Source organism: Pseudomonas sp. MT3 (genome assembly GCF_054720805.1).
The window spans coordinates 35,789-61,208 of sequence record NZ_JBTVPY010000024.1 but is presented as its reverse complement, the minus strand read 5'-3'; the positions used below and the strand labels follow the sequence as shown (position 1 = coordinate 61,208).

The window sequence follows — 25,420 nt, the reverse complement described above, 5'->3', positions numbered from 1 at the left end:
AGGCCCCAGCAGTGCTAGCCTGCGCCATCCCCGCGCCAAGGACCGGTCGCTCATGGTCATCGTACCCGCCGAACACCCGCTGGACTGGAAGAAGCCTCCGGTCATCACGCTGCTGCTGATCCTGCTCAACGTCCTCATCTTCTTCGGCTACCAGGGTGGCGACAGCACCCGGCGCGAGCAGGCCATCCGGGTCTACCTCGAACAAGACCTGCTGAGCCGCGAGCGGCCACTGTTCAGCGCCACCCTGGAACGCCGCGAGCGTATCGCGGCGGACCAACGCCAGGCGGTGGAGGCCCTGCCCCGCCAACAACTGGCCTGGCTCATCCTCAGCGACCTGGAATTTGGCCACGAACTGCGCAGCCTGCCGGCCTATCGCCAGGACGCGGCCTGGCAAGCCTCACGCGCCCAGGCGGAAGGCGCACGGGACCACCTGAGCAGTCTGCGCTTCGGCTTCGTGCCGGCGCGCTTCACCGTCGAAGGCCTGTTCGGTTCAATGTTCCTCCACGGCGACTTCTGGCACCTGGCCGGCAACATGGTGTTCCTGTTCATCTTCGGTTTCGCCCTGGAAATCGCCCTGGGCCGCTGGATGTACCTGGGCCTGTACCTGTTCTCCGGGCTGTGTTCGGGCCTGCTCTGGTGGGCGTTGGACCCGGCCTGGATACCCGGTGTCGGCGCCTCCGGCGCGATCTCCGGGCTGATGGGCATGTACATCGGCGTCTACGGCCTGCGGCGTATCCGTTTCTTCTACTGGCTGGGCCCCTTGCTCGGCTATTTCACTGCCCCTGCGCTGTGGATACTGCCGCTGTGGCTGGGCAAGGAGCTCTTCGGCCTGCTGCGCGCGGCGGATCACGTCAACTACTACGCGCACATCGGCGGCCTGGCGTCGGGATTCATCGCCGTCTGGCTGCCCCGTCAACTGGGCGGCCTGAAGGTTGATCACGCCTACCTCGACAAGGAAGATCCCGACGCCCCGTTCAAGCGTGCCCTGAACAGCCTGGACCAGCAGATCGGTCGTTTCGCGCTCGATCAGGCAGCCGCGCGCGGAGCCGAACTGCTCGTGCTCTACCCCGGCCGGATATTGCTGATCGAGCGCCTTTACGGGGTCGCCAAGGCGCGCCAGGATCGCGTGCTGATGGGCACAGTGCTCAAGCAGCTCTTCGCCCTGCCCTGCGGCCCGGAAGCCGACAGGCTGGTTCGCCGATTGGCCGACGAGAGTGGCGCGGCCGACCAGCACCTGCTCAGCCATCCAGCCATCCAGTTGCACCTGCTGCGCAGACTACTGCTGCTCGACGAACCGGTACGCGCACTCGCCTGCTGGCGCAGGCTGGCTGCGTCCGGACAGCGCCCCGAACCGCTGCCGTCACTGACCCTGCAGTTGGCCAAGCGCCTGAACCCGCGGCAGGACGCCCGCACCATCGCCGAGATGACACGCTTCCTGCGCCAGCATTTCCCGGACGTCGATCCGACCCGGCAGATCGTCCTCTACCAGCAACACCTGAGTCCCCGCACACCCTGAACGAAAAAGCCCCGCCAGGGCGAACCCGGCGGGGCCTCGATCAGGGGTTTGGCCAGTATCCCGCTCTGGCGAGCCCCTATTCGCCCGACTTCAGTCCATCGGCGGAAACAGCCTTGACGCCCTTGATGTCCTGGGCGGTCTTGATGGCCAGCTCTCGCTCGGCATCGGTCTTGACGTTACCGGAAAGGGAAACCACGCCCTGGTTGGTTTCGACCTTGATGTTGGTGCCGCTGATGTCCTTGCTGGCGATCAGCATGGATTTCACTTTGCTGGTGATCCAGGTGTCGGAAACCGCCTCTTCGGTCTTCTGGACCGTATCGTTCGCGGCCAGCGTCGTCGGCTGGGCGAACACCGAGTGGGCGAACGAGAAGCTCAAGGCGGTTGCGATGGCGGCGGCAAGGGTCAGTTTGCTGAAGCGTTGTTTCATGGCGGTCTCTCCTGATGAGTGAAGACTGCTGCCTCCTCCTGGCGGCAGTTGCATCAGGAGTCTCGCAAGCCCTGTGCCAGCCCAAGACCGCATGGAAATAGCATAAAAATCAGCCAGTTACAAAAACAAGCGCTGTGCAGATTGCACAGTCGTTCCCGGGTTGCCATGCAACTTGCATGGCCGTCGTCAGACGCTTTTGCCGAGGTTCGCCAACACCGCCTCCAGTTGCACGACCTCATTCATCTGCTCGAATGCCGGGTAGCGCTGGCGAATGAACGCCAGCAACTGCCTGGCCGGTTCGACCTGTCCAAGTTCCTCGGAAAAGCCCCGGGCCGCCAGCAAATAGGCGCGGGGCACTCCCGGATAATCCGGGAAGCGCTTGTGCAGATTGCGCAGCAGGCTCAGCGCTTCCCGCGCCTTGTGCCGCTCCAGCAGCACCTCGGCGACGCGCTCGCAGACCAGCGGATCGTCCGGCAGGTAGTCCGCCTGCAACTGGCGAGCATTGAGGAACGCTGTCGCCGCCAGGGGCGTGTTGAGACGAACCGCCAACGGCAGGTAATGGGGCAGGTGCTTGAGGCATTCGCTGCGAGCATTCACCGAAAACAACAACTGGTGATAACGCTCATTGAGCTTGAGGTCCTGGGCGCCTTCGCGCAGCGCCTCCAGCAGTATCTCCAGCGCGGCGCCGCTCTGCCCTTCCTTGACCCGAACCTCCGCCTCGGCCAGCGCCTTGCGCCGACGCCACTCCGGCGCGGCAAAACCTGCCGGGGTTTCGTCACCGGCCATCACGTAGCCCAGCTCGCCCTGATACTGGAACACCGCATACCCCATCATGGCGCACATCACCACGCCGAAATAACCGCTGAGCAAGGCCACCACCGGCACCATCACCACCCGTGGCAAACCCTGCGACAGGAACCAGCCGACATAGCTGGGCGACTGCCAGAGAATGAACAGGAACACGCACAGGATCAGGTAGCGCCAGCCCATAGCACTGATGACCTGGCCGATCTCCGCCGGGCTCAGCGCGGAGCCCAGGCTCTTGTCCAGGGACAGGCGAATGATGCTCGCCGGCAAGGCCAGCATGAGCGCGACATTCACGCCCCAGTAGATCGCCTCGCTGTGGAAGTCCGCCGCCAGCCAGAGCAATAGCAGCACGATGACGAACACCGCCAGTTGCTGGAAGAACGCTCGCAGGCTGTCCAGGCGGAACGCCTCGGCCAGGCTCGGCGCGTCCTGGCTGCCGAAACTGGCGGCCTCGATCACGCTGTGCAGGTACTTGGTCGCCACGGCGAACAGCAACAGCCAGAGCAGCAGAACGCTGGGCATGAAGACGCACGCCAACGCCAGCAACGCGGAAAACGCCAGAGGACCACTCTGCAGGCCATAGGCGAAGAAGCGGGGCAGACGCTCCCAGAATGGCTGGGCGGTATTGGCGGCGCCAAGGAACCGCAGGCCCCCCCGGCAGAGCGGACAGACCGGCGCATACTCCGGCGCATCGGCGTTCAGCGGCACGCAGCAGTCCCCGTAATGACGCTCGCACGGCTGGCAGTGCCAGGTCGCGGGCTGGGCGCTGTGGTAGTGACAGTAACGCTTGTCCATCTCGGGGCATCCTTGGAGCGAGATCGGCGAATGGCGCATTCTCCAGGCAAAAAAAGAGGGCCCGCAAGGGGCCCTCTTTCATTTTGCCGTTCGCTTACACGCCGGAGGCTTCAGCAGCGGCTACGTCCTTGATGGACAGCTTGATGCGGCCACGGTTGTCCACGTCGAGGACCAGGACTTTGACTTCCTGGCCTTCCTGCAGAACGTCGGTGACCTTGTCGATGCGCTTGTCGCTGATCTGCGAGATGTGCACCAGACCGTCCTTGCCCGGCAGGATGTTGACGAAGGCGCCGAAGTCGACGATGCGCTCGACCTTGCCGACGTAGATCTTGCCGATCTCGGCTTCCGCGGTGATACCCAGGACGCGCTGCTTGGCGGCCTCGGCAGCTTCCTTGGTTTCGCCGTAGATCTTCACGCTGCCATCGTCCTCGATGTCGATCGAGGCCTTGGTCTCTTCGCAGATGCTGCGAATGGTGGCGCCGCCCTTGCCGATGACGTCGCGGATCTTGTCGGTGTCGATCTTCATCTGGATCATGGTCGGAGCGTTTTCCGACAGCTCGGCGCGCGGAGCGGCGATGATCTGGTTCATCTGGCCGAGGATGTTCAGGCGAGCTTCCAGGGCCTGGCCCAGGGCGATCTCCATGATCTCTTCGGTGATGCCGTTGATCTTGATGTCCATCTGCAGGGCGGTAACACCCTTGTCGGTACCGGCAACCTTGAAGTCCATGTCGCCCAGGTGGTCTTCGTCACCCAGGATGTCGGTCAGGATGGCGAACTTGTCACCTTCCTTCACCAGCCCCATGGCGATACCGGCAACCGGCGCCTTGACCGGAACACCGGCGTCCATCAGCGCCAGGGAAGCACCACAGACCGACGCCATGGAACTGGAGCCATTGGATTCGGTGATCTCGGAAACCACACGGATGGTGTAGGGGAACTCGTCCTGGGTCGGCAGCATGGCAGCGACGCTGCGACGGGCCAGACGGCCGTGGCCGATTTCACGACGGCCAGCGCTGCCCATGCGGCCACACTCGCCCACCGAGAACGGCGGGAAGTTGTAGTGCAGCATGAAGGGGTCTTTGCGCTCGCCTTCGAGGGTGTCGAGCAGTTGGGCGTCACGGGCGGTGCCGAGGGTGGCAACGACCAGGGCCTGGGTTTCGCCACGGGTGAACAGCGCCGAACCGTGGGTCTTGCCCAGTACGCCGACTTCGATACGCAGCGGACGAACGGTGCGGGTGTCGCGGCCGTCGATACGCGGTTTGCCGTTGACGATGTTCTCGCGAACGGTGCGGTATTCCAGCAGGCCGAAGACGTCTTTGACTTCACCCGCGGAGAACTGGCCTTCGCCTTCGCCGGCGAACTTGGCGACGATCTGCTCGCGCAGGGCGTCCAGGGCCGCGTAACGGTCCTGCTTGACGGTAACGGTGTAGGCCTCGGAGATGGCAGCACCGAACTCGGCCTTGATGGTGTTGACCAGGGCGGTGTTCTCGACCGGCGCGGTCCAGTTCCAGCTCGGCTTACCGGCTTCGGTTGCCAGTTCGGCAACGGCGCGGATGACCGCCTGGAATTCTTCGTGGGCGAACAGAACGGCGCCCAGCATCTGGTCTTCGGTCAGCTCGTCGGCTTCGGATTCAACCATCAACACGGCATCGGAAGTACCGGCCACGACCATGTCGAGGCTGGAGCTCTGCTGCTGCTCGTAGGTCGGGTTGAGGATGTAGCCGATTTCCGGGTGGAAGCCAACGCGGGCAGCGCCGATCGGGCCGGCGAACGGAATGCCGGAGATCGCCAGGGCGGCGGAGGTACCGATCATGGCAGCGATGTCCGGATCGGACTTCTTGTTGGTGGAAACGACGGTGCAGACAACCTGCACTTCGTTCATGAAGCCTTCCGGGAACAGCGGGCGGATCGGACGGTCGATCAGGCGCGAGGTCAGGGTTTCCTTCTCGGAAGGACGGCCTTCACGCTTGAAGAAACCACCGGGGATGCGGCCGGCTGCGTAGGTCTTCTCCTGGTAGTGCACGGAGAGCGGGAAGAAGCTCTTGCTCGGGTCGGCCTGCTTGGCGCCGACGACGGTGCAGAGCACGGTGACGTCGTCCATGGTGACCAGGACGGCACCGGTGGCCTGGCGGGCGATGCGGCCAGTCTCGAGGGTTACGGTCGACTGACCGAACTGGAATTTCTTGGTTACCGGGTTCACGGTTTTTCTACCTTCTCTTTAGTTGCCTTGGGGGAAATCGTGGAAATGCCGGGAGTCGGACCCGAATTCATTCCCTGTAAAAGCGAGAAAGCCGGGAGCCAGAGCCGATGAGCGGTATACACCGCCCATCGACCCCGGACTCCCAGCTTCCCACTTCAGGCTTGCCGTCTTAGCGACGCAGGCCCAGGCGACCGATCAGGGCGCTGTAACGAGAGGTGTCCTTGCTCTTCAGGTAGTCCAGCAGCTTACGACGCTGGTTAACCATACGGATCAGGCCACGACGGGAGTGGTGGTCCTTGCCGTTGGCCTTGAAGTGCTCCTGCAGCTTGTTGATGTTGGCGGACAGCAGTGCAACCTGCACTTCCGGGGAACCGGTGTCGCCTTCAGCTTGCTTGTACTCGTTAACGATCTGGGCTTTTTCTTGGACGCTCAGTGCCATGATGGGGCTTCCTCTGAGGTAACAGGCCAGGGACATCTCCCTGTGTTCATATAAGAGGAGTGACCGTGCCTGCTGACAGCCACCCTCGGGTTTCGGCCTTACGACCGAATCAGTCGACGCGGCGCCAGGCGCCCGTCTTCGGTCACTTCACCGATACCGATGAAACGACCTTCGTGATCCTGCACCCGCAGCATGCCGAACTTCGGCATCTCGGGAGCGCGCACCGGCTGCCCGTGCAGCCAGTAGTAGGCGCTGTGCTCGGAAAGCTGCAGCAGCGGCCAGTGCTCCAGGCCGGCGTCCACCGGCAGCAGGAAGCGGTCGAGGGCTTCGTTGCCACCCTCGGCATGGACTTTCTCGAGTTCCTCCAGCGTCACCGACTGGTTCAGCTGGAACGGCCCGGCCTGGGTCCGGCGCAGGGCAGCGACGTGAGCGCCACACCCAAGCTCGCGGCCGATGTCTTCGACCAGGGTGCGAACGTAGGTGCCCTTGCTGCAGGAAACGGCCAGCGTCGCACAGGGCGACTCGAAGGCAAGCAAATCCAAGCGCGTAATAGTAACAGAACGCGCCTCGCGCTCCACTACCTCTCCTGCACGCGCCAGCTTGTACAGCGGCTGGCCATCCTTCTTCAGGGCCGAATACATCGGCGGCACCTGCTCTATGTCGCCACGGAAGCGCGGCAGCACGACCTCGATGGCTTCCCGACCGGCGGTCACCACACGCTGCTCGACCACCTCACCCTCGGCATCGCCGGTGGTGGTGGTCACGCCCAACTGGGCGACGGTCTCATAGGCCTTGTCGGCATCGAGCAGGTACTGGGAGAACTTGGTCGCCTCGCCGAAGCACAGCGGCAGCACGCCGGTGGCCAGTGGATCGAGGCTGCCGGTATGACCGGCCTTCTCGGCGTTGAGCAGCCAGCGCACCTTCTGCAGGGCCTGGTTGGAGCTCATGCCGCGCGGCTTGTCGAGCACCAACACGCCATTGACCGCACGGCGGATTCGTTTCACCTGGGCCACGCCTTACTCCTCGGAGTCGCCGCCGTGGCGGCGATCTTCCGCCACCGCCCGTTCGATCAACGCCGACAGCTCCGCGCCGCGACGAATGCTGGCGTCATAGCTGAAGTGCAACTGCGGAACGGTACGCAGCTTCATCGCCTTGCCCAGCTGCATGCGCAGGAAACCCGCGGCATCGTTGAGGATGCTGGTGTTCTGCTTCACCACTTCGGCGTTGTCATCCTGGCCCATCACGGTGACGTACACCTTGGCATGGGACAGATCGCGCGCGACGTCGACGCCAGTGATGGTTACCAGGCCCAGGCGCGGATCCTTGATCTCGCGCTGGATCAGCAGCGCCAGTTCGCGCTGCATCTGATCGCCGATACGCTGGGTACGGCTATATTCTTTGGCCATTTTCCTAACCTGCTTACCCGAGCCACGAGGCTCCGGCATCAATTACGGGTTTGAATTCGACCGGATGACTAAGCGGGAAGCCGAAGACAGTGCTCCAGCACGGCAAGGCTTCCCAACGACGTCATACGGTTGAAGGCAAATCCGTATAAGCGGCAAACGCCCGGGGCAGCTGTCTAGCTGGCCCGGGCGCTGCGTTCACGCTCGAATACCCTTACAGAGTACGAGCGACTTCGACCTTCTCGAACACTTCGATCTTGTCGCCGACGCGAACGTCGTTGTAGCTCTTCACGCCGATGCCGCACTCCATGCCGGCACGGACTTCGGCGACGTCGTCCTTGAAGCGACGCAGGGATTCCAGTTCGCCTTCGAAGATCACCACGTCGTCGCGCAGTACACGGATCGGACGGTTGCGGTGCACCAGACCCTCGGTGACCATGCAGCCGGCGACCGCGCCGAACTTCGGCGAACGGAACACGTCACGTACTTCGGCGATACCCAGGATGTTCTCGCGAACATCGCTACCGAGCATGCCGGTCAGGGCTTTCTTGACGTCTTCGATGATGTCGTAGATCACGTTGTAGTAACGCATGTCGAGGCCTTCGGACTCGACGATCTTGCGCGCACCGGCGTCGGCACGGACGTTGAAGCCGAACAGCACCGCGTTGGAGGCCAGCGCCAGGTTGGCATCGGACTCGGTGATACCACCGACGCCGCCACCGACCACGCGAACCTGCACTTCGTCGTTGCCCAGGCCGCTGAGCGAACCCTGCAGGGCTTCCAGCGAACCACGGACATCGGACTTGAGCACGATGTTGAGGCTCTTCTTCTCTTCCTGGCCCATGTTCTCGAAGATGTTTTCCAGCTTGCCGGCATGGGCACGAGCCAGTTTCACTTCGCGGAACTTGCCCTGACGGAACAGAGCGACTTCGCGGGCCTTCTTCTCGTCGGCGACCACGGTCATCTCGTCACCGGCATCTGGGGTACCATCCAGGCCAAGGATCTCGACCGGAATGGACGGACCGGCTTCCTTGATCGGCTTGCCGTTCTCGTCGAGCATCGCACGGACGCGGCCGTAGTTGACGCCGACCAGAACCATGTCGCCCTGACGCAGGGTACCGTCCTGGACCAGCACGGTGGCTACCGGGCCACGGCCCTTGTCCAGACGCGACTCGACCACCACGCCACGGCCCGGGGCCGACGGAGTGGCTTTGAGTTCGAGTACTTCAGCCTGCAGCAGCACGGCTTCGAGCAGCTCGTCGACGCCGGTACCCACCTTGGCGGATACGTGGACGAAGGGAGCATCGCCGCCCCACTCTTCCGGGATCACGTCCAGAGCGGCCAGGCCGTTCTTGATGTTGTCCGGGTTGGCATCGGGCTTGTCGATCTTGTTCACCGCGACCACGATCGGCACGCCAGCCGCTTTCGCGTGCTGCACGGCTTCCTGGGTCTGCGGCATCACACCGTCGTCCGCTGCCACCACGAGGATGACGATGTCGGTCGCCTGGGCGCCACGGGCACGCATCGCGGTAAACGCGGCGTGGCCGGGGGTGTCGAGGAAGGTGACCATGCCACGGTCGGTTTCCACGTGGTAGGCGCCGATGTGCTGGGTGATCCCGCCGGCTTCGCCAGCTGCCACCTTGGCACGACGGATGTAGTCGAGCAGCGAGGTCTTGCCGTGGTCGACGTGGCCCATGACGGTCACGACCGGCGCGCGGGAAACCGCCTCACCTTCGAACTTCAGGGATTCGGCCAGTTGCTCTTCCAGGGCGTTCTCGCTGACCAGCTTGACCTTGTGGCCGAGCTCTTCGGCGATCAGTTGGGCGGTCTCCTGGTCGAGTACCTGGTTGATGGTCACCGGGGTGCCCATCTTGAACATGAACTTGACGACCTCGGCACCCTTCACCGACATCTGGGCAGCCAGGTCGCCCACGGTGATGGTCTCGCCGATACTCACTTCACGCACAATCGGTCCTGTCGGGCTCTGGAACCCGTGCTGGTTACGCTTCTTCAGCTTGGCCTTGCCACGGCCGCCGCCACGACGGCCGAAGCTGTCGTCATCGTCGCCACCACTGCGCACGACGCGCGGTGCGGTAGTCTTTTCCTTTTCCTTGATCGATGGGCGATGCTGGGCATGCTTGCGATCACGGCGCTCGTCCTCGTCATCCCGCTTGGGCGCGCGGCGCGGCTCTTCCTTCTTGCGGTCGTCCGCAGCAGGAGCGGCAGCGGTCGGAGCAGCTGGCGCGGGAGCCGCAGCAGCGCGTGGCGCTTCGGCAGCCGCCGGCGCGACAGCAGGCGCAACCGCTGCGGCCTGGCGAGCGGCGTCCGCCTGACGGCGGGCCTCTTCCTCGGCAGCGCGCTGGCGAGCTTCTTCCTCGGCCTTCAGACGCGCAGCTTCCTCAGCGGCACGCTGCTCCTCCAGCTCGCGCTGGCGTTCGGCCTCGAGCTCTTCAGGATCACGCTTGACGTAGGTCTTCTTCTTACGGACCTCGACGCTGACGGTCTTGCTGCCAGCGACCCTGATGGTCGAGGTGGTCTTGCGTTGCAGGGTAATCTTGCGCGGTTCGTCCGCGCGCTCACCGTGGCTGCCTTTCAAGTGAGCCAGCAGCGCTTGCTTCTCGCTGTCGGTCACCACCTGCTCGGCGTTGTTATGCGGCAGACCCGCTTCGCGCATCTGCTGCAGCAGGCGCTCTACCGGCGTATCGACCGTCTTGGCCAGTTCTTTCACCGTGACTTGCGTCATGCACTTCTCTCCTCAGGCCGCGAATGCTTACTCGAACCAATGGGCCCGGGCGGCCATGATCAGCTTGCCGGCACGCTCTTCGTCCATGCCGTCGATGTCGAGCAGATCGTCAATCGATTGCTCGGCCAGATCTTCACGGGTGGTTACGCCACGCAGCGCCAGATCCACCGCCAGCTCTTTGGTCATACCATCGAGGCTGAGCAGGTCTTCGGCCGGTTGTGCGTCGGCAAGTTTCTCTTCGGTGGCGATGGCTTTGGTCAGCAGGCGATCCTTGGCGCGCGAGCGCAGCTCATTGACGATGTCCTCGTCGAAGCCGTCGATGCTGAGCATCTCTTCCATCGGTACGTAGGCGATTTCTTCCAGGGTGGTGAAACCTTCTTCCACCAGTACCTGGGCCAGTTCCTCGTCGACATCCAGCTCGTCGACGAAACGCTGCAGGATGTCGCCAGTCTCAGCCTGCTGTTTGGCCTGGATATCGGCCTCGGTCATCACGTTCAAAGTCCAGCCGGTGAGTTGGCTGGCCAGACGTACGTTCTGACCGCTGCGCCCGATAGCCTGGGCCAGGTTGTCTTCAGCGACGGCGATATCCATGGTGTGGGTATCTTCGTCGACGATGATCGCCGCCACTTCGGCCGGGGCCATGGCGTTGATCACGAACTGAGCGGGGTTGTCGTCCCACAGGACGATGTCCACCCGCTCGCCGCCCAGTTCGCCGGAAACGGCCTGGACGCGGGAACCACGCATACCGATGCAGGCGCCCTGCGGATCGATACGCTTGTCCTTGGAGCGGACGGCAATCTTGGCGCGCGAACCCGGATCACGGGCGGCAGCCATCACGTCGATCAACTGCTCGGCGATTTCCGGCACTTCGATGCGGAACAGCTCGATCAGCATTTCCGGCGCGGTGCGCGACAGGACCAGTTGCGGGCCACGGTTCTCGCTGCGGATTTCCTTGAGCAGGGCACGCACGCGGGTACCGACACGGAAGGTTTCGCGCGGGATGATCTGGTCGCGGGCCAGCAACGCTTCGGCGTTGTTGCCCAGGTCGACGATCACGTTGTCACGGGTGACCTTCTTGACGGTGCCGGAGATGATTTCGTTGACCTTCTCGCGGTAGGCGTCGACCACCTGGGCACGCTCGGCCTCGCGGACCTTCTGCACGATGACCTGCTTGGCGGTCTGGGCAGCGATGCGACCGAACTCGATGGACTCGATCTTCTCTTCGATGACCTCACCGGCCTTCATGCCGGGGTGCTCTTCCTGCACGTCTTCGACGGTCAGTTCCGATGCCGGATTGGAGTAGTCCTCGTCCTCGACGATGGTCCAGCGACGGAAAGTTTCGTAGTTGCCGTTGGCGCGATTGATTTCCACGCGCAGGTCAACCTCGTCCTCGAAACGCTTTTTGGTCGCGGTCGCCAGGGCCAGCTCCAGCGCTTCGAAAATCACGCCAGGCGGTACACCCTTCTCGTTGGATACCGACTCAACAACCAGCAGTACTTCTTTGCTCATCGTACGCCTCGCCTTTCAATCCATTGGAATCCGCGCTCTGGCGGCTCACTCAAATCGGGGAATGATGTTGGCCTTGTCGATCGAGTCGACCGGCAGCAGGTATTCATGATCGTCCACCAGGACCACCACATCCTGCTCCTCCACACCACGGAGAATGCCCTGGAAATTGCGCCGCCGTTCGAAGGGCGTGCGCAGCTTGATCTTTACCTGTTCGCCGACGTAACGGGCGAACTGGTCAAGCGTAAAGAGAGGCCGATCCATGCCGGGCGACGACACCTCCAGGGTGTATTCGCCGCTGATCGGGTCTTCCACGTCCAGGATGCCGCTGACCTGGCGACTGACGATTTCACAGTCATCGATCAGGATGCCTTCCGGACGGTCGATATAAACCCGGAGCAGGGAATGGCGACCTTGGGAAATGTACTCCAGGCCCCAGCACTCATAGCCGAGCGCTTCTACTACAGGGGCCAACAAGGCCTGCAACTGTTCTAGCTTGCTCGACACCTGATCGCCTCGCGTATGCTGTAGAAACAAAAAATGGGCGAAACGCCCATCCCTTAAGGACCGCCCTACCCTGGCGGTGCGGACTGTCCAGCTAGCAAAAAGCCCCTCAAAAGGGGCTCTGCCAAACTGGTTGCGGGAGCAGGATTTGAACCTACGACCTTCGGGTTATGAGCCCGACGAGCTACCAGACTGCTCCATCCCGCGTCAAAGCTGGTGCGAAATTATACGGTCGCCCCCCTTGAAGGTCAACCGAAACTCCGGAACGAAAAGGCCCGCACAGCGGGCCTTTCGCATATGGTACCGAGGAGGGGACTCGAACCCCTACAGCCTATGGCCACTACCACCTCAAGGTAGCGTGTCTACCAATTCCACCACCTCGGCAAAAACTCTTGCCTGCTTACTTCTGCTCAGGAGCCGCCGGAACGTCGCCGTTACCGCCCGCAGGGGCTTGAGGTTGCCCTTGCGCGCCCGGCACATCGCTAGCTGCCGGAGCCTGCTCCTGCTTCTGCTCCATTACCACCGGATCAGGAAGCCCGGCGTTGCGTATCATATCAGCTTTTTCTTTAGCAAAATACGCTAAACCCAAGCTAGTAATGAAAAAAACCGCAGCAAGTATAGCAGTAAAACGACTCAGGAAGGTAGCAGAACCCTGGCTACCGAAAACGGTGGCCGAAGCACCTGCACCAAACGACGCGCCAGCGTCGGCACCCTTGCCATGCTGAAGCAGGACCAGCACAACCAGACCCAGCGCCATCAGCAGGTGAATCACGATTACAACTGTTTCCAGCATCTTCAGTTTCCTGCGGCGCGACAGATCGCACCGAACTCATCCGCATTCAGGGAAGCCCCACCAATGAGCCCCCCATCGATATCCGGCATGCCGAACAGCTCGACAGCATTGGCTGCCTTGACGCTGCCGCCGTACAGGAGACGAAGGCCGCGAGCCACTTCAGCGTTTTCCGCCGAGAGCTGCGCGCGAATCGCCGCGTGCACTTCCTGGGCCTGCTCGGGAGAAGCCGTCAGCCCCGTCCCGATCGCCCACACCGGCTCATAAGCCACTACAGCGCGGGAAAACGCCCCAACGCCCAAATCTTCGATCACCGAGCCCAACTGGCGCCCGACGACTTCCAAAGTCTTGCCCGCCTCGCGCTGCTCGCGGGTTTCCCCTACGCACAGCACCGGAACCAGGCCACACGATTGAACCGCTGCAAACTTGCGACTGACCATTCCATCGCTTTCACCCAGAATCAGGCGACGCTCGGAATGACCTACCAGCACCAGGGAGCAGTTCGCATCGGCCAGCTGACTGGCCGCGATCTCGCCCGTAAGGGCACCCTGCATCGGTTCAACCGCGCAATTCTGCGCACCGACGGCAATCGCCTTGCCTTCCAGTCCATGCTTGACCTGGTTGATGTACAGACAAGGCGGAAATACCGCCACGTCGACACCCGTAGGAAGAGCCAGTTGCCGCAGGCCTTTGATCAGCTCCGTTACGCTGGAGCGGGTACCGTGCATTTTCCAATTACCGGCCACCAGGGGTCGACGCATGCTGTACCTCGCTGAGCAAAGTGGGCGCAGATATTACTCGACAGACTTTGAACTGACAAGAGAAATCAAGCACATACCTCAGTCACGACTTTCGCCAGCTGTTCGGCGTAAGCCCGTACCCGGCCCTCGTCATCACCCTCGACCATCACCCGCACCAGCGGCTCGGTACCGGACTTGCGCAACAGCACACGCCCACGACCCGCCATCTCGTCAGTGACCTTGGCGCAGGCCTCCTTGACGGCCGGGTGCTCCAACGGGTCCACATCGCCGCCGGCAAAGCGTACATTGATCAGCACCTGCGGACACTTGCGGATGCCCATGCGCGCCTCGGCCAGGGTCTGGCCACGCGCCTTCAACGCCATCAGCACCTGCAACGCCGCAATGATGGCATCGCCGGTGGTCGTATGCTGGCAGCATACGACATGGCCGGAATTTTCGCCGCCCAGTTGCCAATTGCGGGACTGCAGCTCGGACATCACATAGCGGTCGCCGACCTTGGCGCGCACGAATGGAATGTTCAGGTCCTGCAATGCCAGTTCCAGGCCCAGGTTGCTCATCAACGTGCCAACCACACCACCGTGCAGCTTGCCGCGATCGAGCATGTCGCGGGCGATCAGGAAGAGGATCTCATCACCGTCAACCACTGCCCCGGTGTGATCCACCATCATCACGCGGTCGCCATCGCCATCGAAGGCGATGCCCATGTCGGCCTGCTCGGCCAACACGACCTCCCGCAACGCCTCGAGATGGGTCGAACCGCACTTGTCATTGATGTTCAGGCCATTGGGCTGCGCTCCGATCACCGACACCTCGGCACCCAGCTCGCGGAACACGCTAGGAGCGATCTTGTAGGTCGCACCGTGGGCGCAATCGAGCACGATCCGCAGCCCGGCGAAGTCGGTATTGGTGGGCACACTGCTCTTGCAGAACTCGATGTAGCGGCCCGCTGCATCGTTGATACGCGACACCTTGCCCAGGCGGGCCGACTCGACCACCGTCATGGGCGCATCGAGCAACTCCTCGATGATCAGCTCGACCTCATCAGGCAGCTTGGTGCCCTGGCCAGAGAAGAACTTGATACCGTTATCGTCGTGCGGATTGTGCGACGCACTGATGACGATGCCGGCCTCGGCGTGGAAGGTGCGAGTCAGGTAGGCAATACCCGGGGTCGGCATCGGGCCAAGCAGCAGCACGTCCGCACCGGCCGCAGACAACCCCGCCTCTAGCGCGGATTCGAACATGTAGCCGGAAATCCGGGTGTCCTTGCCCACCAGCACACGGCACTTGCCCTGCTGACGGAACGCCATGCCGACAGCCCAGCCCAACTTGAGCACGAAATCCGGCGTGATCGGCGGCGTGCCGACACGACCGCGAATACCATCGGTGCCGAAATACTTCCTGCTCATGCGAGTCGCCCCTCTTCCTTTGCACTTTCCACTGCGTGAATCATTCGAACCACGTCCACTGTCTCAGCGACGTCATGGACGCGAATAATACTGGCGCCCTTGGCCACCGCCAACGCCGCCAGCGCCAGGCTGCCATAGAGACGCTCACCCACCTCACGGCCGAGCGCGCGACCGATCATGCTCTTGCGCGAGACACCAACCAATAGCGCACATCCCATATCCATCAACCCGTCCATCTGCCGGAACAGATTCAGGTTGTGGCTCTGGGTCTTGGCAAAACCGAAGCCAGGATCGATGACGATCCGCTCCCGGACAATGCCTGCGGATTCGCACACCGCGATACGCGCCTCGAGGAAGCCACGGACTTCCTGAAGGATGTCCGGATAGCGTGGGTCATCCTGCATGTTTCCCGGCTCGCCACGCATGTGCATCAGGCAGACAGGCAAACCGGTATCGACCGCCGCATCCAGTGCACCATCACGCTGCAGCGAACGCACGTCATTGATCAAACCGGCGCCAAGCCGCGCCGTTTCGCGCATCACCGCCGGTGTGGAGGTATCCACAGAGATCACCACATCCAGCTCGCGCGCGATGGCTTCGACCACCGGAGCGACGCGCTCCAGCTCCTCGGTAGGCGAAACCACGCGAGCGCCCGGCCGGGTCGACTCGCCGCCGATATCGATCAGCGTGGCGCCGGCCGCAACCATCTCCGCCGCGTGGCGCAACGCAGCATCATGCTGGTTGAAGCGCCCGCCGTCGGAGAAGGAATCAGGAGTGACGTTGAGGATGCCCATGACGTGCGGGCGGCTTAAATCAAGAACCCGGTTGCCGCAAGGCAACCGGGTCGGGTGGTACAACGAACTCATTCAGTGCTCTCAGTGTTCGCCGGCGGGCCCGCCAATCGGGTTTTCCTGGCGACCTTCGTCGCGCGGCGCCGCAGCGTTGCCGGAGGAGCCAGAGTTGCCACCCTGCCAGTCACGCGGTTCGCGCGGCGTACGACCGGCCATGATGTCGTCGATCTGGTCGGCGTCGATGGTTTCGTACTTCATCAGCGCGTCGGCCATCATGTCGAGCTTGTCGCGATTCTCTTCCAGCAGGCGCTTGGCGGTGCCGTAGCAGTCGTCGATGATGCGGCGCACCTCCTGGTCGATCAGCTTGGCAGTCTCGCCCGAGATATTCGAGTGCTGGCCGCCGGCACTGCGGCCGAGGAAGACCTCGCCCTCCTCTTCCGCGTACATCAGCGGACCAAGCTTCTCCGACAGGCCCCACTTGGTCACCATGTTCCGCGCCAGTTGGGTGGCGCGCATGATGTCGTTGGAGGCGCCAGTGGTCACACCTTCGAAGCCCAGGGTCATCTCTTCGGCGATACGGCCACCGAACAGCGAGCAGATCTGGCTTTCCAGGGCGCGCTTGGACAGGCTGTAGCGATCCTCTTCCGGCAGGAACATGGTCACGCCCAGGGCACGACCGCGCGGAATGATGGAAACCTTGTAGACCGGGTCGTGCTCCGGAACCAGTCGGCCGACGATGGCGTGGCCGGCTTCGTGGAACGCGGTGTTCTTCTTCTCCTTCTCGGACATGACCATGGTCTTGCGCTCGGCGCCCATCATGATCTTGTCCTTGGCCAGCTCGAACTCACGCATGTCGACGATGCGCTTGTTGGAACGGGCGGCGAACAGCGAGGCCTCGTTGACCAGGTTGGCCAGGTCGGCACCGGAGAAGCCGGGGGTACCGCGCGCGATCACGGCCGGATCGACGTTGTCGCCCAGCGGGACCTTGCGCATGTGCACTTTCAGAATCTGCTCGCGACCACGGATGTCCGGCAGACCGACCACCACCTGGCGGTCGAAGCGGCCCGGACGCAGCAGCGCGGGGTCGAGCACGTCCGGACGGTTGGTCGCAGCGATGACGATGATGCCATCGTTCATCTCGAAGCCGTCCATCTCCACCAGCAACTGGTTGAGGGTCTGTTCGCGCTCGTCGTGACCGCCGCCCAGACCGGCGCCACGATGGCGGCCGACGGCGTCGATCTCGTCGATGAAGATGATGCAGGGTGCGTGCTTCTTGGCCTGGTCGAACATGTCGCGAACGCGCGAGGCGCCCACGCCGACGAACATTTCCACGAAGTCCGAACCGGAAATGGTGAAGAACGGCACCTTGGCTTCGCCGGCGATCGCCTTGGCGAGCAGGGTCTTACCGGTACCGGGCGGGCCGACCATCAGCACGCCGCGCGGGATACGGCCGCCCAGGCGCTGGAACTTGCCCGGATCGCGGAGGAACTCCACCAGTTCGCTGACTTCTTCCTTGGCCTCGTCGCAACCGGCGACGTCGGCGAAGGTGGTCTTCACCTGGTCTTCAGACAACAGGCGCGCCTTGCTCTTGCCGAAGCTCATCGGGCCGCCGCGGCCACCGCCACCGCCCTGCATCTGGCGCATGAAGAACATGAAGACCGCGATGATCACCAGGATCGGGAAGCTCGCGACCAGCAACTGGGTCCAGATGCTCTGCTGCTCGGGCTGCTTGCCTTCGACAACCACGTTGTTGTTGACCAGGTCGCCGATCAGGCCATTGTCCTGGATCGCCGGGCGGATGGTCTTGAAGGTGTCACCATCCTGGCGCTTGCCGGTGATGACATAGCCGTCGACGGTTACGCGCTCGACCTTGCCGTCCTTCACCTGTTGGATGAAGTCGGAATAGTTGAGCGTCTGCGGCTCGCTCGGGCTGGAGAAGTTGTTCATCACGGTGACGAGTACCGCCGCGATGATCAGCCACAGAATCAGGTTCTTTGCCATGTCGTTCAATTGACTACCCTCTGAAGCCGGCTCCGCCCTGGAAACCGCTTCTCACGACGGCCAGACTCCTTCCGGCCAAAATTACTACACAACCCCTGCAGCGCGGCAGGCGTCGTCTGTAACCCTTTATGAACCCCGGCTTTCACCGGTACAAGCAAAACCCGCAAGACATAGACCAATAGCCGGCCCAATCATTCCAGTCTAGGCGCCGCGAAAGCCCCGTGCGAGCAGATACTGCTCCCGCGAACGGTCGCGGGACGACAGCGGTTTGCGCATCTGCACCTTGTCGAAGTTCTCGCGTACCAGCTTGTGATAAGCGTCGAAACCCTCACCCTGGAAAATCTTGATCAGGAAATCGCCGCCCGGACGCAGCACACGGGTGCACAGGTCCAGGGCCAGCTCACAGAGGAACATCGCACGGGGCATGTCCACGGCGGGCAATCCACTCATATTGGGGGCCATATCGGAAATCACAAGGTCTACCGGATTTTCTCCGATGGCCGCGAGCAACTGGGCGAAGACCTCGTCCTCGGTGAAGTCGCCCTGGATGAAGGTGACGTCCGGGATACTGTCCATCGGCAGGATGTCCGACGCGATCAGGGTGCCCTTGTCACCGATCACCCGGCTGGTGACCTGCGACCAGCCGCCCGGCGCCGCGCCGAGGTCGACCACGGTCATGCCGGGGCGCAGGATGCGATCCTTCTCCTGGATTTCCAGCAGTTTGTAGCTGGCACGCGAGCGATAGCCGTCGCGCTGTGCCATCTTCACGTAAGGATCGTCGAAATGTTCTTTCAGCCAGCGATGGCTAGTCTTGGAACGGGCCACGTATTACCTCGTCTGAGCGGCATCCCGGCATAACCGAAACTCGGGTAGAATATCCGCCTTTTTCCCCAGGGGTCAGATTATGGCGCTCTCTCAGGAGCAGAAAAAGCAGTTCAAATCTATCGGGCATCACCTGAAACCCGTATTGACCGTTGCTGAAAACGGTCTCTCGGAAGGTGTGATGGCCGAGCTTGAGCGTGCGCTCAACGATCATGAACTGATCAAGGTGCAGTTCCGCATCACCGAACGCGACGATCGTCGTGCGCTGATCGACGAACTCTGCCAGAACGGCAGCTGCGAACTGGTTCAGTCCATCGGCAAGATGGCGCTGATCTATCGTCGCAATCCCAAGCCGAACAAGAACCTGTCGAACATCAGCCGCTTCAGCGGCCTCTGACAGTCAAGACCGGCAACGCGGAGCCGGCAAGGCTCCGCCGCGTCAGCTCCGCTCGTCCCGCCCCGGCGCCGGCTGCAGCACCAGCAGCAAGCCGCACAGCGCCACCACCAGGTAGTTGAACAGCAGCCAGCGCTGAGCATCCGGCGCTACCTGGCGCACCACGAAGTAAGCCGCCGCCATCACCAGTACGGTCAGCAGCAACTGCCCCCGAGTTTCACGGGTGAAGGCAGCGAACCCGCGCGCCTGCCAGAGCACCAGGGCCTGGAGCAGCACGCAGAAACCGGCGAAGCCCAGCAGCAATGGCTTCAGCGCGTCGGCGACAGCTTCCACCAGCAGTGGCGCCAGGCCGATCTTGTCCAGCGCCGGCAACACCACGAACTGCAACAGCCAGAGGCCGCCGACCCAGAATGTCTGGGCCAGCAGCCAACTGATGGTGCCTGCGCTAAGGGACGGTCGATCAGGCGTGGCGAACTTCAACGATCTCGTACTCGACGTCGCCGCCCGGAGTCTTGACCAGAACGGCGTCGCCTTCGGTCTTGCCGATCAGCGCACGGGCGATCGGCGAGTTGACCGAGATCTTGCTGTTCTTGATGTCCGCCTCGTCGTCGCCGACGATCTGGTAGGTCACCGTCTCGTCAGTCTCGACGTTGGCGATATCGACGGTGGTACCGAAGATCACCTTGCCGCTGTGCGGAATGGTGGTCACGTCGATGATCTGCGCGTTGGACAGCTTGGCCTCGATGTCGCGGATGCGAGCCTCGGACATGCCCTGCTGTTCACGGGCCGCGTGGTACTCGGCGTTTTCCTTGAGGTCGCCCAGTTCACGCGCTTCGGCGATGGCCTGGGTGATCTGCGGACGCAGAACGGTCTTCAGGTGTTTCAGTTCTTCTTCCAGGGCGCGAGCGCCCTGGACGGTCATTGGAAATTTGCTCATGCGTTGATTCCTGCATGGAGATCCTGCAGTCGGCGAACGGTCTTCTCGGGACCGAACTTGAGCGCCTCACAGATCGCCTGACCCGCCGCGATGGTGGTGGTGCAGTAGATCTTGTGCTGCAGGGCGTTGCGACGGATGGAGTAAGAGTCAGCGATGGACTGACGGCCCTCGGTGGTGTTGATGATCAGGGTGACTTCGTCATTCTTGATCATGTCGACCACGTGCGGACGGCCCTCGGTCACCTTGTTCACGCGACGCACCGGCAGACCGGCGGCCTCGATGACGCGGGCGGTACCGGCGGTGGCAACGACTTCGAAGCCCAGCGCGACCAGATCGCGAGCGACCTGAACGGCTTGCGGCTTGTCGTCCTCGCGGACGCTGATGAAGGCGCAACCGGCGTTCGGCAGGATTTCGCTGGCGCCCAGCTGGGCCTTGGCGAATGCCTCACCGAAGCTGTCGCCGACACCCATCACCTCGCCCGTGGACTTCATCTCCGGGCCGAGGATCGGGTCGACGCCCGGGAACTTGGCGAACGGGAACACCGCTTCCTTGACGCTATAGTACGGCGGGATCACCTCCTGGGTGAAGCCGACTTCGGCCAGGGACTTGCCGGCCATCACGCGGGCCGCAACCTTGGCCAGCGATTCGCCGATGCACTTGGAGACGAACGGCACGGTACGGGACGCGCGCGGGTTCACCTCGATCACGTAGATATCTTCGCCCTGCACGGCCATCTGCACGTTCATCAGGCCGACCACGCCGAGCTCCAGGGCCATTTTCTTGACCTGCTCGCGGATCTCGTCCTGGATGTGCTGCGGCAGCGAGTACGGCGGCAGCGAGCAGGCGGAGTCACCGGAGTGTACGCCGGCCTGTTCGATGTGCTGCATGATCGCGCCGATCACCACGGTCTCGCCGTCGCACACCGCGTCGATGTCGACCTCGATGGCGCAGTTGAGGAAGCGGTCCAGCAGCACGGGGCTGTCGTTGGAGACCTTCACCGCTTCGCGCATGTAGCGCTTGAGCTCTTCTTCCTGGTAGACGATTTCCATCGCGCGACCGCCCAGTACGTAGGACGGGCGCACCACCATCGGGTAACCGATGTTCTTCGACAGCTCCAGGGCCTGGTCTTCGCTGCGCGCGGTGGCGTTGGCCGGCTGGCGCAGGTTCAGGCGCTGGACCATCTGCTGGAAGCGCTCGCGGTCTTCGGCACGGTCGATGGCATCCGGGCTGGTACCGATGATCGGCACGCCGGCTTCTTCCAGGGCGCGGCAGAGTTTCAGCGGGGTCTGGCCGCCGTACTGCACGATGACGCCCTTGGGCTGCTCGACGCGGACGATTTCCAGCACGTCTTCCAGGGTCACCGGCTCGAAGTACAGACGGTCGGACGTGTCGTAGTCGGTGGAGACGGTCTCCGGGTTGCAGTTGACCATGATGGTCTCGTAGCCGTCTTCACGCATCGCCAGCGCCGCGTGTACGCAGCAGTAGTCGAACTCGATGCCCTGGCCGATGCGGTTCGGACCGCCGCCCAGGATCATGATCTTGTCGCGAGTCGACGGATTGGCTTCGCACTCTTCCTCGTAGGTCGAGTACATGTAGGCGGTGTCGGTGGCGAATTCGGCGGCGCAGGTGTCCACGCGCTTGTACACCGGCAGCACCTTGAGCTTCTGGCGGTGGCTGCGCAGGTTCTTTTCGGTCACGCCGAGCAGCTTGGCCAGGCGGGCGTCGGAGAAGCCCTTGCGCTTGAGCTTGTACATCAGGTCGCGGTCGATGGCGGAGAGACCCAGGGTCTTCACGCGCTCTTCGTCCTTGACCAGGTCTTCGATCTGCACCAGGAACCACTCGTCGATACGAGTCAGGTCAAAGACTTCGGCGATGCTCTTGCCGGCGCGGAAGGCGTCGGCGACGTACCAGATGCGGTCGGCATTGGGCACGGTCAGTTCGCGCTTGAGGATGCTCTCGGCTTCCGGATCGTGCAGGTCCAGCTTCGGATCGAAACCAGTGGCGCCGACTTCCAGGCCGCGCAGGGCTTTCTGCACGGATTCCTGGAAGGTGCGGCCGATGGCCATGACTTCACCCACGGACTTCATCTGGGTGGTCAGGCGGGCGTCGGCTTTCGGGAATTTCTCGAAGGCGAAACGCGGGATCTTGGTGACGACGTAGTCGATCGCCGGCTCGAAGGACGCCGGGGTGCGGCCGCCGGTGATGTCGTTCTGCAGTTCGTCGAGGGTGTAGCCGACGGCCAGCTTGGCGGCGATCTTGGCGATCGGGAAGCCGGTCGCCTTGGATGCCAGCGCCGAGGAACGCGATACGCGCGGGTTCATCTCGATCACGACCATGCGGCCGGTGTTCGGGCAGATACCGAACTGCACGTTCGAGCCGCCGGTTTCCACGCCGATCTCACGCAGCACCGCCAGGGAGGCGTTGCGCATGATCTGGTATTCCTTGTCGGTCAGGGTCTGCGCCGGAGCCACGGTAATGGAGTCACCGGTGTGCACGCCCATCGGGTCGAAGTTCTCGATGGCGCAGACAATGATGCAGTTGTCCTTCTTGTCGCGGACAACCTCCATCTCGTATTCCTTCCAGCCGATCAACGATTCGTCGATCAGCAGCTCGTTGGTCGGCGACAGGTCCAGACCACGGGCGCAGATTTCCTCGAACTCTTCGCGGTTGTAGGCAATGCCGCCGCCGGTGCCGCCCATGGTGAAGGACGGACGGATGATGCAGGGGAAGCCGACCTTCTCCAGCACGCCGTAGGCTTCTTCCATGCTGTGGGCGATACCCGAGCGCGGGCAGGCCAGGCCGATGTCGCGCATGGCCTTGTCGAAGCGCGAACGGTCTTCGGCCTTGTCGATGGTGTCGGCGTTGGCGCCGATCATTTCTACGCCGAACTGCTCGAGCACGCCGTGGCGCTCCAGGTCCAGGGCGCAGTTCAGCGCGGTCTGGCCGCCCATGGTCGGCAGCAGCGCGTCAGGGCGCTCCTTCTCGATGATCTTGGCAACGGTCTGCCACTTGATCGGCTCGATGTAGGTGGCATCGGCCATCGCCGGGTCGGTCATGATGGTGGCCGGGTTGGAGTTCACCAGGATGACACGGAAGCCTTCTTCCTTCAGGGCCTTGCAGGCCTGTGCGCCGGAGTAGTCGAACTCGCAGGCCTGGCCGATGACGATCGGGCCGGCGCCGAGGATCAGGATGCTCTTGATGTCTGTACGCTTGGGCATGGGACTCTCGTTGCAATATTCAGGAAAGGGTTGCGCTGGCCAGCTTCACGCCAAAGCCGACGAACAGGGCGCCGACGCCGCTCGAGGCGCCGGCAGCCAGCCGTTGCCGTCGACGGAACCAGGCCGCCAGACGCACACCGGAGAAAATCAGGAAACTCAGGTACAGGGCGCTGATGATCTCGAGGATCGTGCCCAGCACCAGGAACGACAGGCCGGGGTAGGCGTAACCCGGGTCGACGAACTGGATGAAGAAGGAAATGAAGAAGAGGATCGCCTTGGGGTTGGACAGGCTCAGCAGCAGCGCCTTGCGGAACGGCTGGTTGACGTCCACTTCCTTCGCCGGCGCGGCGGCCGCCTCCAGCGGGTGGCGCAGTTTCTGCCAGCCACCGCGGAGCATGCCGATCCCCAGATAGAACAGGTACGCGGCGCCGACGTACTTCAGGCCCAGGAACAGCATCGGCTCAGCCTTGAGGACCGAAGCGATACCCAGCGCCGAGAGGAACATCAGGATCGCATCACCGAGGAACACCGCGCTCGCCGCCCGGTAGCCCGAGGCCACGCCGCGCTGGGCGGCGGTGGCGAGGACGAACAGCGAGTTCGGCCCCGGCAGCAGGACGATGAACAGCGTACCCAGGACGTAGGTCCAGAGGTCGGTGATTCCCAGGGTCGGCATCATCTTCTTCTATCTCTTCGAGTTCGTGATCAGCGACGCTCGGCCATCGCCGCGATGAAGCGGTCGAACAGCGGGGCCACGTCGTGCGGACCGGGACTGGCTTCCGGGTGGCCCTGGAAGCTGAAGGCCACCTTGTCGGTGCGCTCGATACCCTGCAGGGTGCCGTCGAACAGCGACTTGTGGGTAGCGCGCAGGTTGGCCGGCAGGCTCGTCTCGTCCACGGCGAAACCGTGGTTCTGGCTGGTAATCATCACCACGCCCGAATCCAGGTCCTGTACCGGGTGGTTGGCACCGTGGTGGCCGTGGCCCATCTTCATGGTCTTGCCGCCGGAGGCCAGGGCCAGCAGCTGGTGACCGAGACAGATGCCGAACACAGGGATCTCGGTGTCGAGGAACTCGCGGATGGCCTGGATGGCGTAGTCGCACGGTTCGGGGTCGCCAGGGCCGTTGGAGAGGAAGATGCCGTCCGGACTCAAGGCGAGCACTTCGCTGGCCGGGGTCTGCGCCGGCACCACGGTCAGGCGGCAGCCGCGGGCGACCAGCATGCGCAGGATGTTCAGCTTGACGCCGAAATCGTAGGCGACCACGTGGTACGGGAGGTCGGCGGCGGCGATTTCCGGGTGGCTGTCGGTTTCCAGGCTCCACACGCTGGAACGCCACTCGTACTTCTCGGTGGAGGACACGACCTTGGCCAGGTCCATGCCCTTCAGGCCCGGGAAGCCGCGCGCCAGTTCGAGGGCTTTTTCCTCGGTGGCGTCGGGGCCTGCCAGGATGCAGCCGTTCTGCGAACCCTTCTCGCGCAGGATGCGGGTCAGGCGGCGGGTGTCGATACCGGCGATGGCAACGGTACCGTTCTCTTTCAGGTAGTCCGGCAGGGACTGCTTGTCGCGCCAACTGCTGGAGAGCAGCGGCAGGTCACGGATGATCAGGCCGGCGGCCCAGACCTTGTTCGACTCGGCGTCTTCCGGCGTGGTGCCGGTGTTGCCGATGTGCGGGTAGGTCAGGGTGACGATCTGCTGGGCGTAGGAAGGATCGGTGAGGATTTCCTGGTAGCCGGTCATGGCGGTGTTGAACACCACCTCTCCGACGGTCTGGCCGTCGGCGCCGATGGCTTCACCGCGAAAAACGCTGCCGTCGGCAAGTGCAAGTATGGCTGGCTTAGTCAAGAAGACCTCCCGTAGTTCAAGCCTGGCTGGGCGTGCGCAGATTGTAAAAAAGCGGGATGACATCAGAAGAAGTCATCCCGCTTTTTATGTGATCATGCTGCGCTACTTTTAGTGGACACAC

General features: G+C 63.0%; 22 protein-coding genes and 2 tRNA genes. 2 read left to right on the top strand and 22 right to left on the bottom strand.

Features of this window, described 5'->3' with window-relative positions:
- The first annotated feature begins 52 nt into the window (after positions 1-52).
- On the top strand, positions 53-1,516 hold the full coding sequence (locus ACYCAX_RS21640; RefSeq protein WP_460248792.1) for a rhomboid family intramembrane serine protease: 1,464 nt from the start codon (positions 53-55) through the stop codon (positions 1,514-1,516).
- A 76-nt stretch (positions 1,517-1,592) separates the two neighbouring features.
- Here ACYCAX_RS21640 and ACYCAX_RS21635 read toward each other — a convergent pair whose 3' ends face one another.
- The 17 genes from ACYCAX_RS21635 to rlmE all read right to left on the bottom strand — a co-directional run bounded on the left by ACYCAX_RS21635 (position 1,593) and on the right by rlmE (position 18,914).
- Positions 1,593-1,943, bottom strand: coding sequence for a BON domain-containing protein (locus tag ACYCAX_RS21635; protein WP_015478923.1), 351 nt, complete (start codon positions 1,941-1,943; stop codon positions 1,593-1,595).
- Positions 1,944-2,129: 186 nt separating this feature from the next.
- A complete protein-coding gene (locus ACYCAX_RS21630; RefSeq protein WP_294980363.1) occupies positions 2,130-3,545 on the bottom strand; it encodes a hypothetical protein in 1,416 nt (471 codons plus the stop codon).
- A 94-nt stretch (positions 3,546-3,639) separates the two neighbouring features.
- On the bottom strand, positions 3,640-5,745 hold the full coding sequence (gene pnp / locus ACYCAX_RS21625) for a polyribonucleotide nucleotidyltransferase (protein WP_015478925.1): 2,106 nt from the start codon (positions 5,743-5,745) through the stop codon (positions 3,640-3,642).
- Between the two features lie 169 nt (positions 5,746-5,914).
- On the bottom strand, positions 5,915-6,184 hold the full coding sequence (rpsO, locus tag ACYCAX_RS21620) for a 30S ribosomal protein S15 (RefSeq protein ID WP_015478926.1): 270 nt from the start codon (positions 6,182-6,184) through the stop codon (positions 5,915-5,917).
- Positions 6,185-6,282: 98 nt separating this feature from the next.
- Positions 6,283-7,197, bottom strand: coding sequence for a tRNA pseudouridine(55) synthase TruB (truB, locus tag ACYCAX_RS21615; protein WP_460248791.1), 915 nt, complete (start codon positions 7,195-7,197; stop codon positions 6,283-6,285).
- 3 nt (positions 7,198-7,200) lie between these two features.
- On the bottom strand, positions 7,201-7,590 hold the full coding sequence (gene rbfA, locus ACYCAX_RS21610) for a 30S ribosome-binding factor RbfA (protein ID WP_015478928.1): 390 nt from the start codon (positions 7,588-7,590) through the stop codon (positions 7,201-7,203).
- Between the two features lie 211 nt (positions 7,591-7,801).
- Positions 7,802-10,330 (bottom strand): translation initiation factor IF-2, encoded by a 2,529-nt coding sequence (gene infB / locus ACYCAX_RS21605; protein WP_460248790.1) that lies wholly within the window; start codon positions 10,328-10,330, stop codon positions 7,802-7,804.
- A 27-nt stretch (positions 10,331-10,357) separates the two neighbouring features.
- Entirely contained in the window at positions 10,358-11,839 is a 1,482-nt protein-coding gene (nusA, locus tag ACYCAX_RS21600) for a transcription termination factor NusA (RefSeq protein WP_015478930.1), read from the bottom strand.
- 45 nt (positions 11,840-11,884) lie between these two features.
- Complete coding sequence (gene rimP / locus ACYCAX_RS21595; protein WP_015478931.1) at positions 11,885-12,343, bottom strand: ribosome maturation factor RimP; 459 nt, start codon at positions 12,341-12,343, stop codon at positions 11,885-11,887.
- Between the two features lie 127 nt (positions 12,344-12,470).
- Positions 12,471-12,547, bottom strand: a tRNA-Met gene (locus ACYCAX_RS21590).
- Between the two features lie 91 nt (positions 12,548-12,638).
- A tRNA-Leu gene (locus ACYCAX_RS21585) sits at positions 12,639-12,724 on the bottom strand.
- Positions 12,725-12,740: 16 nt separating this feature from the next.
- A complete protein-coding gene (gene secG, locus ACYCAX_RS21580; RefSeq protein ID WP_015478932.1) occupies positions 12,741-13,133 on the bottom strand; it encodes a preprotein translocase subunit SecG in 393 nt (130 codons plus the stop codon).
- 2 nt (positions 13,134-13,135) lie between these two features.
- Positions 13,136-13,891 (bottom strand): triose-phosphate isomerase, encoded by a 756-nt coding sequence (gene tpiA / locus ACYCAX_RS21575; protein ID WP_460248789.1) that lies wholly within the window; start codon positions 13,889-13,891, stop codon positions 13,136-13,138.
- A 65-nt stretch (positions 13,892-13,956) separates the two neighbouring features.
- Entirely contained in the window at positions 13,957-15,297 is a 1,341-nt protein-coding gene (gene glmM, locus ACYCAX_RS21570) for a phosphoglucosamine mutase (RefSeq protein WP_015478934.1), read from the bottom strand.
- Positions 15,294-16,163, bottom strand: a complete 870-nt coding sequence (folP, locus tag ACYCAX_RS21565) for a dihydropteroate synthase (RefSeq protein ID WP_015478935.1) — start codon at positions 16,161-16,163, stop codon at positions 15,294-15,296. The genes glmM and folP overlap by 4 nt, the downstream gene beginning before the upstream one ends.
- Positions 16,164-16,172: 9 nt before the next feature.
- Positions 16,173-18,089 carry an ATP-dependent zinc metalloprotease FtsH gene (ftsH, locus tag ACYCAX_RS21560; RefSeq protein WP_041712192.1) on the bottom strand — a complete coding sequence of 639 codons (1,917 nt, stop codon included), beginning with the start codon at positions 18,087-18,089 and terminating at the stop codon, positions 16,173-16,175.
- A 201-nt stretch (positions 18,090-18,290) separates the two neighbouring features.
- Positions 18,291-18,914: a 23S rRNA (uridine(2552)-2'-O)-methyltransferase RlmE gene (rlmE, locus tag ACYCAX_RS21555; RefSeq protein WP_460248788.1), complete on the bottom strand. Its 624-nt coding sequence runs from the start codon at positions 18,912-18,914 to the stop codon at positions 18,291-18,293.
- A gap of 79 nt (positions 18,915-18,993) precedes the next feature.
- On the opposite strand from rlmE, the gene ACYCAX_RS21550 reads away from it, so the two are divergent.
- The gene (locus ACYCAX_RS21550) at positions 18,994-19,308 is read left to right on the top strand and encodes a YhbY family RNA-binding protein (RefSeq protein ID WP_015478938.1); all 315 of its coding nucleotides are present in this window, start codon (positions 18,994-18,996) and stop codon (positions 19,306-19,308) included.
- Positions 19,309-19,350: 42 nt separating this feature from the next.
- Here ACYCAX_RS21550 and ACYCAX_RS21545 read toward each other — a convergent pair whose 3' ends face one another.
- From ACYCAX_RS21545 to carA, 5 genes are read right to left on the bottom strand one after another with little or no spacing between them, the layout of a single operon-like run.
- Positions 19,351-19,785, bottom strand: a complete 435-nt coding sequence (locus ACYCAX_RS21545) for a DUF4149 domain-containing protein (RefSeq protein WP_460248787.1) — start codon at positions 19,783-19,785, stop codon at positions 19,351-19,353.
- Positions 19,766-20,242 (bottom strand): transcription elongation factor GreA, encoded by a 477-nt coding sequence (gene greA, locus ACYCAX_RS21540; protein ID WP_015478940.1) that lies wholly within the window; start codon positions 20,240-20,242, stop codon positions 19,766-19,768. Before greA ends, ACYCAX_RS21545 begins: the two co-directional genes overlap by 20 nt.
- Entirely contained in the window at positions 20,239-23,460 is a 3,222-nt protein-coding gene (gene carB, locus ACYCAX_RS21535; RefSeq protein ID WP_460248786.1) for a carbamoyl-phosphate synthase large subunit, read from the bottom strand. The genes greA and carB overlap by 4 nt, the downstream gene beginning before the upstream one ends.
- A gap of 19 nt (positions 23,461-23,479) precedes the next feature.
- On the bottom strand, positions 23,480-24,133 hold the full coding sequence (gene leuE, locus ACYCAX_RS21530; protein ID WP_026079047.1) for a leucine efflux protein LeuE: 654 nt from the start codon (positions 24,131-24,133) through the stop codon (positions 23,480-23,482).
- A gap of 29 nt (positions 24,134-24,162) precedes the next feature.
- Entirely contained in the window at positions 24,163-25,299 is a 1,137-nt protein-coding gene (gene carA / locus ACYCAX_RS21525; protein ID WP_294976564.1) for a glutamine-hydrolyzing carbamoyl-phosphate synthase small subunit, read from the bottom strand.
- Positions 25,300-25,420 lie beyond the last annotated feature (121 nt).